The sequence below is a fragment of the Paenibacillus timonensis genome (assembly GCF_022427145.1).
GTDB classification, from domain to species: domain Bacteria; phylum Bacillota; class Bacilli; order Paenibacillales; family Paenibacillaceae; genus Fontibacillus; species Fontibacillus timonensis.
In genome coordinates this window covers 1-14946 of sequence record NZ_JAKSXN010000008.1, presented here as the reverse complement: position 1 = coordinate 14946, position 14946 = coordinate 1, and the positions used below count along the sequence as shown (strand labels likewise).

11 protein-coding genes and 1 pseudogene are annotated in these 14946 nt (G+C 56.9%); 2 read left to right on the top strand and 10 right to left on the bottom strand.

All coding sequences use genetic code 11. The features are described from left to right. Window positions 1-63: 63 nt before the first annotated feature. The 8 genes from ptsG to MJ257_RS04510 all read right to left on the bottom strand — a co-directional run bounded on the left by ptsG (window position 64) and on the right by MJ257_RS04510 (window position 10787). Window positions 64-2124, bottom strand: coding sequence for a glucose-specific PTS transporter subunit IIBC (ptsG, locus tag MJ257_RS04545; RefSeq protein WP_240268118.1), 2061 nt, complete (start codon window positions 2122-2124; stop codon window positions 64-66). Window positions 2125-2357: 233 nt separating this feature from the next. Further along, entirely contained in the window at window positions 2358-3203 is an 846-nt protein-coding gene (gene glcT / locus MJ257_RS04540) for a glucose PTS transporter transcription antiterminator GlcT (RefSeq protein WP_240268117.1), read from the bottom strand. Between the two features lie 195 nt (window positions 3204-3398). Then, window positions 3399-4979, bottom strand: a complete 1581-nt coding sequence (floT, locus tag MJ257_RS04535) for a flotillin lipid rafts scaffold protein FloT (protein ID WP_275693686.1) — start codon at window positions 4977-4979, stop codon at window positions 3399-3401. Between the two features lie 30 nt (window positions 4980-5009). Next, window positions 5010-5540, bottom strand: coding sequence for an NfeD family membrane protein (locus MJ257_RS04530; protein ID WP_240268116.1), 531 nt, complete (start codon window positions 5538-5540; stop codon window positions 5010-5012). Between the two features lie 144 nt (window positions 5541-5684). Continuing rightward, window positions 5685-6848, bottom strand: coding sequence for an iron-containing alcohol dehydrogenase (locus tag MJ257_RS04525; protein ID WP_240268115.1), 1164 nt, complete (start codon window positions 6846-6848; stop codon window positions 5685-5687). A gap of 179 nt (window positions 6849-7027) precedes the next feature. Then, window positions 7028-8605, bottom strand: a complete 1578-nt coding sequence (locus MJ257_RS04520) for a UDP-glucose--hexose-1-phosphate uridylyltransferase (protein ID WP_240268114.1) — start codon at window positions 8603-8605, stop codon at window positions 7028-7030. A 14-nt stretch (window positions 8606-8619) separates the two neighbouring features. Next, complete coding sequence (gene galE, locus MJ257_RS04515) at window positions 8620-9606, bottom strand: UDP-glucose 4-epimerase GalE (RefSeq protein WP_240268113.1); 987 nt, start codon at window positions 9604-9606, stop codon at window positions 8620-8622. A gap of 2 nt (window positions 9607-9608) precedes the next feature. Beyond that, window positions 9609-10787 carry a galactokinase gene (locus tag MJ257_RS04510; RefSeq protein WP_240268112.1) on the bottom strand — a complete coding sequence of 393 codons (1179 nt, stop codon included), beginning with the start codon at window positions 10785-10787 and terminating at the stop codon, window positions 9609-9611. 176 nt (window positions 10788-10963) lie between these two features. Between MJ257_RS04510 and MJ257_RS04505 the strand changes: the two genes are divergently transcribed. After that, window positions 10964-11836 (top strand): AraC family transcriptional regulator, encoded by an 873-nt coding sequence (locus MJ257_RS04505; RefSeq protein WP_240268111.1) that lies wholly within the window; start codon window positions 10964-10966, stop codon window positions 11834-11836. Between the two features lie 235 nt (window positions 11837-12071). Here the strand turns inward: MJ257_RS04505 and MJ257_RS04500 are convergent, their stop codons facing one another. Next, the gene (locus MJ257_RS04500; RefSeq protein ID WP_240268110.1) at window positions 12072-12818 is read right to left on the bottom strand and encodes an NAD-dependent protein deacylase; all 747 of its coding nucleotides are present in this window, start codon (window positions 12816-12818) and stop codon (window positions 12072-12074) included. Window positions 12819-12831: 13 nt separating this feature from the next. Next, window positions 12832-13610: pseudogene (locus tag MJ257_RS04495) on the bottom strand (HAD family hydrolase). Between the two features lie 234 nt (window positions 13611-13844). Between MJ257_RS04495 and MJ257_RS04490 the strand changes: the two are divergent. Then, complete coding sequence (locus MJ257_RS04490) at window positions 13845-14897, top strand: acyltransferase family protein (protein WP_240268109.1); 1053 nt, start codon at window positions 13845-13847, stop codon at window positions 14895-14897. Window positions 14898-14946 lie beyond the last annotated feature (49 nt).

Sequence of the window (14946 nt, the reverse complement as noted above, 5' to 3'; positions counted from 1 at the left end):
TAAGGGATCGCGGTAACTAAAGCCAAATGCGCCGCCGCCGATTCGACGGCGGCGCACCAGGATTTACTTGATCGAAACGATATCGGCTTCGCCTTTCGGCAGCTTGCCGGTCTTATGCAGCGTCACGGACGCGCCTTCCGGCAGGTTCGAGAAGACGATCGGCGAAATGATCGAAGGGGCATGTTCCTTCACATAATCGAGATCTACCTCCAGGATCGGTTGTCCGGCAGCGACCAAATCGCCTTCGTTGACCAAAACATTAAAGCCTTGGCCTTTCAGCTTCACGGTGTTGACGCCGATATGCACGAGAACTTCCTTGCCTCCATCCGACATAATGCCGATGGCATGCTTGCTCGGGAAGACGTTAAATACTTTTCCGTAAACCGGAGAGCAAATGACGCCGTCGTGCGGCAGAACCGCGAACCCGTCGCCGGTCATTCTTTCCGAGAACACCGGATCAGGAACGTTGGAAATGTCCATCAATTCGCCGTTCACCGGCATCACGATATCTTCCTTGATGATCGCATCGCCGTCTTGGGCGGCCTGCTGCTCGACCTCGGCAGGTTTCACGTCCTCCGTCTTCACAGCGGCCCGCGGTGCTTTACCGCTCATAATGTCGGCAATTTGCGACTTGATCGTGTCGGAGCGCGTTCCGAAAATCGCCTGGATGTTGTTACCGACCTCCAGGACGCCGGATGCGCCCAGCTTCTTGAGCGTGTCCTTGCTGACGTTGCCTTTGTCCTTGACTTCAACCCGCAAACGAGTGATGCAGGCATCCAGGTGAGCGATGTTCTCTTGTCCGCCGAGCGCCGACAAAATGTTGTGCGGCAGATCGTCCTGACTTACGGCACCGCCCGTTCCAGCACCTTCAGCTTCGCCTTCCGGATCTTCACGTCCCGGCGTCTTCAGGTTGAACTTGCGGATAACGAAACGGAATCCGAAGTAGTAGATCACCGCGAGGATCAAACCGACGATGATGACGTTCCACCATGGGGTACGGTTTGGAATCACCCCGAAAATCAGATAGTCGATCAAACCGCCGGAGAAGGTCATCCCGATCTTCGTGCCCAGGATATGCATCGTCATGAAAGACAAACCGGCAAAGATCGTATGCACCGCGAACAATACCGGCGCGACGAACAGGAACGAGAACTCGAGCGGTTCCGTAATCCCCGTCAAGAAGGTGGTCAATGCGGCCGAACCCATGATCCCAGCCACGTATTTCTTATGCTCCGGTCTGGCTTCGTGATAGATGGCCAGCGCCGCGGCCGGAAGCCCGAACATCATGAACGGGAATTTACCGGTCATAAAGGTACCCGCCGTGAACGGCACGCCGTCCCGCAGCTGGGCCATGAAGATCGATTGGTCGCCGCGAACGAGCTGACCGGCTTTATTGACGTATTCACCGAATTCGAACCAGAACGGCGAGTAGAAAATATGGTGCAAACCGAACGGAATGAGCGCCCGTTCCACAACCCCGAAAATAAACGCGGACAACGTCCGGTTCTGTTCCAACATGAAGTGGGACGCGGAGTTGAGGCCCCCCTGGATCGGCGGCCAGATGATAACCATCAGCAAGCCGAGAAGAAGCGATGTGGCGGCCGTCATAATCGGCACGAACCGCTTCCCGGCGAAGAAGCCGAGGTACGACGGAAGCTCGATCCGGAAGAACCGGTTATACATGGCGGCGGCCAGAATCCCGACGATAATCCCGCCGAATACCCCGGTGGCCAGCGTCGGAATACCGAGCACATTGGCGTAGGCCGGGTCGGTCCCGATCATCGCCGGCGTCACTCCGATCACCGTTCCCATCGTCACGTTCATGACGAGGTAACCGATGATCGCGGCTAGGCCAGCGACACCTTCCCCGCCGGCCAAACCGACTGCAACGCCTACGGCAAACAGCAAGGCCAGGTTCGAGAAGACGATTTGGCCTGCGTTCATCATGACAGTGGCTACGGCGTGAACGCCGTGATTATCCAGGGCAGGCACCAGGTCCAGGAACTCTGGGCTGATCAGCATATTGCCGATCCCGAGCAGTAAGCCTGCCGCCGGGAGAAGAGCCACCGGCAACATCAACGCTTTACCTACCCGCTGCAAAATACCAAACAAACGCTTAAACATAAACACCCTCCTGTTATGACATAGTGCAACAAACTAAAAAAGCATGAGCCAATATAGGTTCATTGCGCTGTATCGTTATCGCTTACGGATATAATACCCCGTAACCGCCCAATACAATCCAAAGAAACCTTTATCAACTCATGCCTGATCGAATCAGTCACACATTGTGATTATGAAGTTGTTGCCAATGCACTTAGGAATTATAGCAGACCTTTATTTTTCGCGCAAGCAAGCTATTGAATATTTGCCGGGGCTACCCGGTGCAAGTGCATCGTCAAATAACTGACCTCAGCCTGATAAACCGGCATCTTGAGCCGCTGCTCCATCACTTTCGTCAATTTGTAAGCAAGCGAATACAAGTCGGGGTATTCCTGTTTCAGCAGCATCTCCAGTTTGTCGACTTCGCTGACCTGCTCGCCCCGCCGAATCCGCTCGATCGCAAACCGCAAATGGGTCAGCAAACGCGAATAATCCAGGGAATGGCGGAGGATCGAGAAATGAAGCTCCGCTTCTATGATGCCGACCAAATCGGCGATTAACTGGGCATGCCCGCGGACCTCGCTGATGTGGCGATTCGTCATGGCGCTGTTAATGTGGAGCGCAACGAAGCCGATTTCATCCTCGCCCAGATCGACGCCCAGCCGCTCCTTGATCAAACCGATGGCGTATTCCGCCAGTTCGAATTCCATCGGATAAATTTCCTTCGTCTCGAACAAAAACGGGTTATGAAACGCGATGTCCTGCTCCGCCCGTTTAATCGCGAACGCCAAGTGGTCGGTCAAGGCGATGTGGATATGCTCGTTCAGATCGGTTTGCGTCTTCCGGGTAATGTACATGATGATTTCGCCGATGATTTCAATCAACTGTTCATCTACCTGGGGCACGAGCTGTTTGTACTGCTCCTGCTCCTGCTGATTCGTGAGAATGAACATTTTCTCGACGGCCTCTAGCGGGATGGAATCCCCCGTTTTCCGGTTAAATCCGATGCCTTTGCCGATCACGACGACCTCGCCACGCTCCGGGTGATTCGCGATGATGACATTGTTATTCAACACTTTGGATACGCGCAGGCTGTTCACAACATAAGCACCTCTTTTTCCTATTCTCCGAAAACGGTTAAGCCCATTATAATGGATTTTTCGAGCCGCGTCAGCCGATTCCCAGGCATTTCAAAGGCGTCCGCGCCCAAACATGGGCGGGACGCCGGATTGCCTTTTTTATCCTATGACAAGGTACACGGATTTGAGGGCAGTTGTCAAGCCGGACAAAAGGCCCTACTGCCCGTCTTGGACCATTTCCTTCGAAGCGGCGGTCTCCAGCGCGACAGGCTCCGGAGCCTTCACGGCTGCCCCGGATTTCGCGGAAGCAACCTCGACTGCCGGCGGAGCGGCGACGATTTTGCCTTTGGTCAAGCCTTGGATTAACCGATCCAGCTCGATCCCCGACACGCTCTTCAGCATGTCAGGCGCCGTGGCCATGAGCTCGGTGACGTAATTGCTGACGCGCGCAGCTCCCTCTCCTTTGCCGGTATCGACCACGGTCAGCTTGTCGATCGAGGACAACGGAGCCGCGATTTTGCCAGCCAATTCCGGCAGCATCTTCGTTACGATATCGAGAATCGCGGCCTCTCCGAATTTCTGGAACGCTTCGGCCAGCTTCTCCTTGGCTTCGGCCTCGGCCAAGCCGCGCAGCCGGATGATTTCGGCATCCGCCGTCCCTTTGGCCCGTTCCGCCTCCGCGATCGCCAGGCCCTCCAGGCGCTTTTGTTCGGCGGAAGCCTTGGCCTGCGTCTCGATCGAGTATTGCAGCGCATCGGCCTCCCGCATTTTCCGCGCCTTTTCGGCTTCAGCGGCCTGTTCGACCGCATAACGATCCGCGTCGGCTTTCTTCTTCACTTCGGCGTCATATTGCTTCTGACGGACGGTAATTTCTTTGTCCTGTAGATCGATTTCCCGTTCCTTGCGTACCAGCTCGACCTTCATCTGCTCTTCGACCATCGTTTGCTTCGCCCGGGCCTCCTGAATGTGGTAAGCTTGGTCGGCTTCGGCCTTGGCCGTGTCCTGCTCCTTCTTAAAGGACGCTACCTTCAGCTCCTTCTCCTTCTCCGCCTCGGCGATGTTCGTATCGCGCACCAGTTCGGCCTTCTGCCCGGCCTCCTCGGCAAGGGCCTTTTGAATCCGCGCATCCCGCTGGGCTTCCGCCTCGGCGATGTCGGCGTCCCGCTTGACCGCCGCGATCCGCGGCTTGCCGAGCGCCTCCAGGTAGCCGTGTTTATCTCTTACATCCTTGATCGTGAACGATACGATCTGAAGTCCCATTTTCTTCAGGTCGCGAGCCGCCACGCCTTGCACTTCCTGGGCGAATTTATCGCGGTTCCGGTACACTTCCTCGACGGTCATCGAACCCAGAATCGAACGAAGATGACCCTCCAGCACTTCCTGTGCCTCGCCTTTCAACGATTCGATCGGCTTGCCCATAAACTGCTCCGCCGCCGTCGCGACGTCCTCGATCGAGCTGCCCACCTTTATGATCGCCACGCCGTCAGCAGATACCGGAACCCCTTGCTCGGTGTAGACCTCCGGCGTCATGACGTCAAGCTTGTGGGAGAGCAGCGACATGAACTCGGCTTTTTGAAAAATCGGCCAGATAAACGCCCCGCCGCCGCGAACGATCTTGATTTTACGGCCGGATTGGTCGTCGGAAATGTTCTTGCCCCCTAGAAAAGAACCCGTAACGATCATCGCTTCGTCGGGGCTCACCGTTTTATACCGCGCCCAGAACGCCAGTCCGAGCACGATAATGACCGCGATCACGATAATGGGGATCAACAGGAAATCCGGAATACTTTCGAACAATGACAACAGCTCCCTCTTCTGGTTTTGGTGTTACATCGGGTGGGGATAAAGCTCGGAAACCTGGACGGTCCCGTCCTTCGCCGTCTCGATCACGACAACGACCGTTCCGGCGGGAATCTCCTTCCGGTCCCAGCTTGAGGCGATATGAAGCGTATTGCCGCCCACCAGCTTCACCATCACTTCGCCATATCCATGCGCCGGAATGGGTACCGTGACTTCGCCAACCTTGCCGGGCAGCTCCGATTCGGAGAATCCCGTGGAATTCTCGCTGTTCTCCATCGGCCTCACATAAGCGAAATACACGGCAGCGGATAACAAGACGGCGGCCACGATCGCCAGAAGGACAACGCCGGCCGCTCCCAGTCCCGTATACCGGTCCAGCAAAATGCCGGCTCCGCCGAAGGACGTAATCGCCGAGGCCGTGATGATCGGCTTGAGAAAATCCACGGACAGGAAATCGAATACGCCGTCCAGCCAGCTTCCGAGCAAGTCGCCAAGCAACGCGCTGATGACGGCAAACAAGGCACCGCCGACGAAACAACCCCAAAACAGCGCTTCCATCCTGTTCCTCCCTCTACCCAAAATATTGATAAACTCTACAAATACATACGTAAATTGGAGAAATATGTTTCGAAAAAAGAAAAACCGGCCCGCGGCGCTACGCCGCGAAACCGGTAGTTTCGACGCATTATAAAAGGGGTGATATTACAGCGATAAACGGTAAATTTCGAGCACGTCCTGCTTCTCCAGCACGGCAAAGTTACCGAACGAACCAAAGCGGACCGCCTTATCGGCCATGGCTTCCAGCTGGCTGTCGTCAATGCCGTAATCGGCCAAACGGCTCGGAGCGCCGATCGAATTCCAGAAGGAACGCAGCGCATCGATCCCCTCAAGCGCAACCGCTTCGTCGCTCTTGCCCGAAGGATCCACGCGGAAGACGTTCACCGCCAGACGCTTGAAGCGGGCGACATCCTGCTTCAGGTTGTATTTCATCCAGTTCGGGAACAGAATCGCCAGTCCGCCGCCATGCGGAATATCGTAAACCGCCGACACGGCATGCTCGATGTTGTGGGTTGCCCAGTCCCCGGACAAGCCCATGTTCAACACGCCGTTCAGCGCCATCGTGCCGCACAGCAGAATCGTTTCCCGGAGGTCGAAGTTCTCCAAATCTTGAACCAGCTTCGGCGCGGTTTCGATGACCGTCCGCAACAGCGCTTCGCAGAACTCGTCCTGCAGCGGGGTGTTCGGCGTCGGATGGAAATAATGCTCGAATACATGGGACATGATGTCGACCATGCCGTATACCGTTTGTTCCTTCGGCAGCGAAGCGGTGAACTGTGGATCCAGGATGGAAAACGCCGGATACGCCAGCTTGCTGCCCCAGCCGAGCTTCTCCTTCGTCGCTTCGTTGGAGATCACGGAGTTGCCGTTCATTTCCGAGCCGGTTGCAGCCATCGTGAGCACCGTTCCGAGCGGCAGGGCCGCTTTCGGTACGGCTTTCCGCTCCGCGAAATCCCACATATCCCCGTCGTATTTGGCGCCGACGGCAATCGCCTTCGAGCAGTCCAGCACGCTTCCGCCGCCGACCGCGAGGACCAGCTCGATGCCGTTCGTCTTGCACAGCTCGACTCCGCGATGCACCGTCGACAGGCGCGGATTCGGCTCAACGCCCGCAAGCTCCGTCACTTCGGCGCCGATTTCCCGCAGAATCGCCGTCACTTGATCGTACAGACCGCTGCGTTTGATGCTGCCGCCGCCGTAAACCAGCAGCACTTTTTTGCCGTAAGCCGGCACCTCGGTACGAAGCGACTCGAGCTGGCCTTTGCCGAAGATCAGCTTCGTCGGATTATGAAATACGAATTTGTCCATGCCAAACTCCTCCTAGAATTAGTTATGTAAAAAGGGGGCCGTGCTACCTTGCTTCCTTAGCCTCTTCGAACTCCCACACTATTATACTTCTAACTGTAACGAAATAACAAACAGAAACAGGGCCGCTCCAAGCCTTTTCCGGCTTGGGGCGACCCCGTTCTATCCCCTTCGTTGATGCTTTACCGTCTGCGGTAACCGATCGAAACGACGAAGCGTTCGAAAGCTTCGCGGCCATCCGGCGTCGCTTTGAAGACGCCGGCATGTCCAAGGATCTCCGCAAACTTGCTGCCGACCTCGTCACGCAGCAGCGCTTCGGCCTCCTCGTGCGCAAGCGACATGCCTACCCGGGCGACCAGTTCCTTTACCCAATCCGCGTGCACAGCCAAGCGGGCATTCGGATCGGATACGGTCTGCTCGTACAGCGCCTTATCGCCGCTGAGAATGGCCGCAACCTCCGCCAGCTCTTCCTTCAGCCGGCCCGGCAGGATAGCCACGCCCATGACTTCGATCAGGCCGATGTTCTCCTTCTTGATGTGGTGCATCTCGCGATGCGGATGGAAGATCCCCTCGGGATGCTGTTCATCCGTCCGGTTGTTACGCAGGACGATGTCGGCCTCATACCCGCCGTCTGCACTGCGGCGGACGATCGGCGTTACCGTGTTATGCGGCACGGATTCCCCGTTCTCCTCGGAGAAGGCCAGGACGCCGGCGGACGGATCACTGTACTGCTTCCATTTCTCGTACAGATCGTCGGCCGCTTCCAACACGGCCTCGCGGTCTTGACCGTTCACCCGGAGCACGGACATCGGCCATTTCACCATGCCAACGGTGATGTCGGCAAAATTCGGATGCGCGAATACGGCTTCCACCGGGGCTTTCTCCAATGGGAACGTATGGCGTCCCCCTTGAAAATGGTCATGCGTCAGAATCGAACCGCCGACAATCGGCAGATCCGCGTTGGAGCCAATGAAGTAATGCGGGAACAACGTCGTGAAATCAAGCAGCCGCTTGAACGTATCGCGGGTCAGCTTCATCGGCACGTGATCGTGGTGGAACACGATGCAATGCTCGTTGTAATAGACGTAAGGCGAGTACTGGAAAAACCACGGCTCCCCGTTCAGCGTAAGCGGAATGACGCGCAGGTTCTGGCGGGCCGGATGATTCAGCCGGCCGGCATAACCGACGTTCTCGCGGCACAGCTGGCATTTGGGATACACCGGAGGCGGCAACAGCTTGGCCATGGCGATTTCCTTTGGATTTTTCTCCGGTTTGGACAGGTTGATCGTGATTTCCATGTCCCCGAACGGGGTAGGCTGCTCCCAATAGATGTTTTGGCGGACCCGGTCCATCCGAATATAATTGCTGTCCACGGACAGCTTATAGAAGGCGTCCGTTGCCGCGGCGATTCCCTGCTCGCTTTCCGTTTTGCGGAAGGCGGCGATCGTTTCCGACGGGCGCGGCATGAGCAGGCCCATGATTTTGGCATCCAGCAAATCGCGGTAGGTGGCGGTATCTTCGGGAATCAACCCGATCGCGAACCCGTAATTGATCAAGGCTTCGAGCGGCTCCTGCGGTCCGGTCAGCGCCTCTTCCGCCACTTCGCCGGCGTACGGCTCATCGAACGAAAACAACTCCAGAAGACGGTTGCGCGAGTAGTCTACGTCCCACCAATCGATCAGGCCCTGCTCCAGCGCATAATTCACCAGCCGCTCGATGGCGTGAAGCGCGTCTTGACGATTTCTCTCTTCTACTCCCATCCCATAACACTCCCTTAGTCGTTATAGCCGTTCGGATGGCTGTTATGCCACTGCCACGCGCTTTCGATGATGTTCGCCAATTGGTTGCGGGTCGGATTCCAGCCCAGCACGCGGCGGGCTTTGTCCGAGGAAGCGATAAGCACCGCCGGATCGCCGGCCCGGCGCGGGCTGATGACGACCGGGAAGTCGCGGCCGGTGACGTCCTTCACGGTTTCGATCACTTCCTTGACCGAGAAGCCTTGCCCGTTGCCCAGGTTAAACACGTCGCTCTCCCCGCCGCCGAGCAAATGATCGACCGCGCGCAGATGAGCATCGGCCAAATCGCTCACATGGATATAGTCGCGGACGCAGGTACCGTCGCCCGTGTTGTAATCGTCGCCGAACACCTGAATGGACGGACGTTGTCCCAACGCCGCTTGGATGATCAACGGGATCAGATGGCTTTCCGGGCGATGGTCTTCGCCGATTTTGCCGCTCTCATGGGCGCCGGCCGCGTTGAAATAACGCAGAGACACGTATTTGATTCCCAGCACCTGATCGAACCAGGCCATCATCCGTTCCATGGTCAGCTTGGTTTCGCCATACACGTTCGTAGGCCGGGTCGGATCGGTCTCTTCAATCGGCACTTTTTCCGGTTCGCCGTAGGTTGCCGCCGTGGAGGAGAACACGATCTTGCGCACATTCGCCTGATCCATCGCGTCAAGCAGGCACAACGTACCGTACACGTTATTATCGAAGTATTTTACCGGGTCCTTCATGCTCTCCCCGACCAGCGAATTCGCGGCAAAATGGATCACCGCTTCGATCTCGTTCTCGGCAAACAGCTTGGCCAGCAGCGCTTTATCGCGCAGGTCTCCTTCATACAGCTTGCCGCCGAGCAGCGCTCCGCGATGTCCGGTCTGCAGGTTGTCGATCACGACGACCTCTCTTCCTTGCTCCAACAGCGCGGCTACCGTATGCGAGCCGATATAGCCGGCTCCCCCCGTTACTAAAATCGCCATGGTTATTCCTCCCCTTTCATCTCATGCACGCCGTCGCCTACGCCGCATACGTAGTATTCGCCTTCCAGCCCCGTCCGTTCCTGATAAGCCCGGCCGACCTCGGCCACGAACCGCTCAACGGAATCCTCGTGCACCAACGATACCGTACAGCCGCCGAACCCGGCCCCGGTCATCCGGGCACCCAACGTTCCCTCGATCTTCCGCGCTTCTTCGACCATCACGTCCAGTTCCAGGCAGCTCACCTCGTACAAATCGCGCAGCGAATCATGCGAAGCGTTCATCAGTTCGCCAAAAGCCTTCAGGTCGTTTGCGCTCAGCGCATCCACCGACTTCAGCACGCGCGCGTTCTCTTCCACGACGTGTTTGGCCCGTTTGTACAAGACCTCGTTCGTAAAATCTCCCTTCCACTGCTCCAGCTGCTCCGGTTTCAGATAGGCCAAGAACTCCAAGCCCGGCTCGCGTTTTTGCAAAATCGCCAAAGCTTCATCACATTCCGAACGACGTTCGTTATATTTGGAGTCGACCAGCCCGCGGCGCTTCTTCGTGTTGCCGATGACCAGCTTATACGCGCCCGTCCGGAAGGGCACCAGCTTGTATTCCAAGGTGTCGCACATCAGCAGGATCGCGTGATCCTTCGCGCCGTTCGCAACGGCGAACTGGTCCATGATGCCGCTATTCACGCCGACGTATTGATTCTCGGCCCGCTGGGACAACCGGGCGATTTCTACCTTATCGGTTTCTTTCCCTTCCATGCTCAGGAGGGCGAAGGCCGTCACCACTTCGATCGAAGCCGAGGAGGACAAGCCCGAACCGTTCGGAATTTCGCCGTGGAACAGCAGGTCATACCCGCTAGTCAGCGAGATGCCGAGCTTCTTCAGTTCTACGTAAACGCCGATCGGATAATCGATCCATTCGCCGGTTTTGCGGGTGCCGAGTTCTTCCAGCGGCAGTTCCGCCGTATAAGGCAAATTGCTGGAGGCGAAGGAGACTTTGCCGTCGGTACGTTTGCGGATTCCCAGCGTCGTCCCGAATTCCAACGCGGCCGGGAACACATACCCCCCGTTATAGTCGATATGCTCGCCGATCAAATTGACGCGGCCCGGCGCGTTAAATACGCGCAGCGGCTCGGAGCTTTCTCCGTACTTGGATATAAACAATTGTTCCATTTCCTGCTTTTTCATCAACGTACACCCCATCGTCATGGAATCTTTGATTCTTGTACCCAGTATAATGAAAACGCTCTGTTTTGATAATGCAACTTTGCGAGAACAATATAGATAAATGTGACTTTTCGGAGTAAAATGTGAACAGATACCTTCGGGGCGCCCTTCGTCCCGGCCAAAAGGAGACAAGATCCATGATGCAAGAGACCTACAGTGCGGCGGCCAACCCGGATTTGTTCGAAGCGGAAGATCTGCACGTCCTGTTCGCCGGCGAAAGTCAGACCCTTCCCGATCACCGGCTGGGCCCGAAAGTTTATGATTATTTCCTCCTGCATTTCGTGGAGCAGGGCAAAGGCTCTTTCCGGACCGAATCGGCCTCCTATGAGCTTAGCGAAGGGGACGGCTTCCTGATTCTCCCCGATCAGCTCGTCAGTTATGCTTCCGATGTGGCCGATCCTTGGCGTTACCGCTGGATCGCTTTCACCGGCGCAAAGGCGCCGGAGCTCGTGAAGCGGGCCGGCTTCACCCCGGAGCAGCCGGTATTCCGGCACGGCGGGAGCAGCCCGATCCATGCCATGCTCCGCAGCGTGCTACAGACCTTCCAGGCGAAAAAAAACAGCTCCCACCTGCTATCGTTGGGGCTGCTGCATCAAATCATGGCCGAGGCCCAGGAGACGCTCGGCATGGCATCGGCGCTGCCGTCGGGCGAATCGGGCGTCCAGCGCATCGTCAAGCAAATGATTCATTATATGGCCAGCCAATATGCGCATCCGGTCTCGATCGAGCAGATGTGCGCTTCCTTGGGATATAACCGGGCTTATCTTTCGCGGATTTTCAAAAAGGAAACCGGCTTCACCCCCGTCACCTACTTGTTGAAGCTGAGAATCGATAAATCCCGCCAGCTGCTGCGCGAACGTCCGGAGCTGTCGATCGAGCAGATCGCCGCTTCCGTCGGGCTCACCGATCCGCTCTACTTCTCGCGGCAATTCCGCCGGTTCCATCACGAATCGCCAAGCGAATACCGCCGGGCGGTCACCGGGGCGGACCCAAAGCCGCGGCAAGGCTAGGCGAGCGAAGCCGAAGCTGTCCTTGACGTAACCGACACGAAAAACTGCAAAAGTGCAGGAATTTCAAACCAAATGGAGGATAACTTCGATTTTCACGATAAAAATCTGCACGATTGCAGGTTTTTGCGATCGTCTGGCCGATTTCGGAGAAAAAAACTGTATTTTTGCATCAATTCCGCAAAATCGCTTGGGAAGTTTCGGGACTCCATAGGTTTCCTGAAAGTTTTCAACCAAATTAGTGAAAACCTAGCCGCTCTCCGACGGCCCCCAGCACCACGCCGATCGGCTCGGTGATCAACAAGTCGGCCCGATGGTCATAAGCGGTGGACGAGGCGTTAATCAATACCGTCCGCTCGCCGCGGAAATAGGTAATCAAATGAGCCGCGGGCTGCACCGTCAGCGAGGTGCCGCCGATCAGCAGCAGGTCGGCCCCGGCAATCGCGGTTACCGTGTCTTGGATCACCTGCTCATCCAGGTTTTCGCCGTACAGCACCACGTCCGGCTTGACGATTCCGCCGCAGGCGCAGCGCGGCACGACGTCTTCGCTGCCCATGACGTCTGCCAGCGTATAGGTGCGGCCGCAATCCATGCAGGTGTTGCGGTGCACCGACCCGTGCAGCTCCAGGACGCGGCGGCTTCCCGCCTGTTGATGGAGCCCGTCGATATTTTGCGTAACCACGGCGCTAAGCTTCCCTTCCCGTTCCAACGCAGCCAAGCAGCGGTGCGCGGCGTTCGGCTGCGCTTCCGTATGAATCATTTTCGTCTTATAGAAATCGAAAAATACCTCCGGGTGGCGTTCAAAAAACCGCCGGCTCAAAATCTCCTCCGGCGCGTAGGGCGACGCCTTCTCCATCTGATAGATGCCCGCCGCCGAACGGAAGTCGGGGATCCCGCTTTCCGTCGATACCCCGGCCCCGCCGAAAAATACGATATGATGGCTCTCCTCGATCCATGCCGCCAAAGTGTCGATCTCTCTGGTCATCCAATTCTACCTCCTATTGATGTATCGTCAACTCGCCATATCCGGCGATGATGACGTCCGCGTCCCGCAAGTAACTCGCTTCCTGCGCGTCTTCACCGTACTCCTCCGCCACGCCGATAGTCATCACGGCTCCCGCGCGTCTTCCCATTTGCATATCGGCATTGCTGTCGCCGATCACCACGGCTTCGCTTGGCGGGAGGCCCAGCTCGCGGCAGGCCAGCAGCGCCATATCCGGCCCCGGCTTGCCTCGGGCGACGCGATCCCGCCCGACCACGCTGGCGAACGCATCCCGAATGCCCATCCACTCCAAATGCTCCAGCGCCCCCGCGGTCGAGTCAGAGGTGACGACCGCCAGCTTCAGCCCCGCTTCCCGGCAGCTCTGCAGGAATTCGCGCAGCCCGGGCAAGGGACGGCTTCCCGCCGGCGTTTGAGATCCGACATCGCCTCCGCATTCAATTCGCGAACGGCCGTTACCGCTTCGTTCCAAGGGACCCCTGCGGCATACAACGTCGAGGCCAGCAGCGCGATCACCTCTTCTTCCGTTCCCATCGCGACCGGGCCGGTTTTGTCGTAACCGATCACCCGGTTCTGCTCGTCCGTATGAAGGCCAAGCAGCTTGGATTTGTTCCATCCTCCAGACGAGCCCAGATCGGCCAATTTCCGCTCCATCAGATGGGTCAGGGCCGCCGCCCAGCTTCCCCACAAGCCCATGAAATTCAATAGCGTCCCGTCTTTATCGAACAAAATGGCGCGGCAAGCCGCCTTATGCCCATGCGCTTCGATCGTGGCCATGGCCGTTCCCCTCTCTTTTCCACAATTGTCCTTATTATACCATTTTCGTGAATTCTCGCAGCGACTCAAGCTGTCAACGGTTCGACACATCCAAGGAATTGATAACGCTTAATACGTGATTTATATCACAAGATCAACTTTGCAAAAAGAGTACGTTATTCATGAAATCATTTATTTAAATTTTAAATGATATCCACTACGGATGTTCGGGGGAAAGAGGGGAACTGAACCGTCATGACGCCATCCAAAATCAACCCGCAAGGCGAGGTGTTTTTTCTGAACCTGCGCTTCTTGCTGATCGTCTGCGTATTCGTCGGCAACGCCATTGAACCGCTCACCGCGCGGATCGACGGGTTGCAGGCCCTCTACCAATGGATCTTTACGTTTCATATGCCCCTGTTCGTGTTCGTGACGGGGTATTTTGCCAAATCCAATTTGTCCGGCGGCAGCGGACGGAAGTTGATGCTGCAGATCGGGCTGCAATACATTATTTTTCAAAGCTTATATTCGGTGTTGGATGTCACCGTATTTCGGGTGGACCACATTCACCATTCCTTCTTCGCACCGTACCTGCTGCTGTGGTTCCTGGTCAGTCATCTCGGCTGGCGGCTCATGCTGCTCCTGATGCGAAAATGGTCTCCCTTTCAGCAGCTTGCCGTTTCCGTCCTGCTTGCGGTTCTGGTCGGCTATCTGCAAATCGACGGCGTGTGGTTCAGCATCTCGCGGACGTTCGTGTTTTTGCCGTTTTTCGTGCTTGGCTATCATTTTGCCGACCGCCTGTTGGAGCGCTTGCAGAGCCCTTCGGTCAAAACCGTTTTGGTTCTTGGTTCCCTTGGTTGGCTGGTCGCTTTGGGTCTCGGCGCAGCAGAACTTGATCCAGGTTGGTTGTACGGCAGCCAGACCTATCTCCAGCTTGGCCACCCCGAATGGTATGCCAGCGTTTATCGGTTGCTGCTCTTTCCCGTGCAACTGCTGGCCGGGGTTGCCTTTCTTGGCCTCGTTCCGTCCCGGTCCGGCCAGCTCACCGTACTCGGTCGCCGCACGTTATACGTCTTCTTACTGCACGGCTTTATCGTGCGCCTGGCGGCCGTATCCCCGCTATATGGGTACGTGCATGGCGAGGCGGGCGGACTGCTAGTCCTTGCCGGAGCCATAGCGCTCACCCTGCTTCTCGCACAAGCTTGGGTAGGCAAATGGAGCGCCCCGCTGGTCGAACCCCCGGTGGAATGGCTGTTGAAGCTGGAGCACCGGGCTTTGCGGCAGCTCGGGGTGGCCGGCAAACCGTGAGCAGGGCGTAAACGGCGATTGTAAAAATTCGAAAGATGCCTTCCGAAAG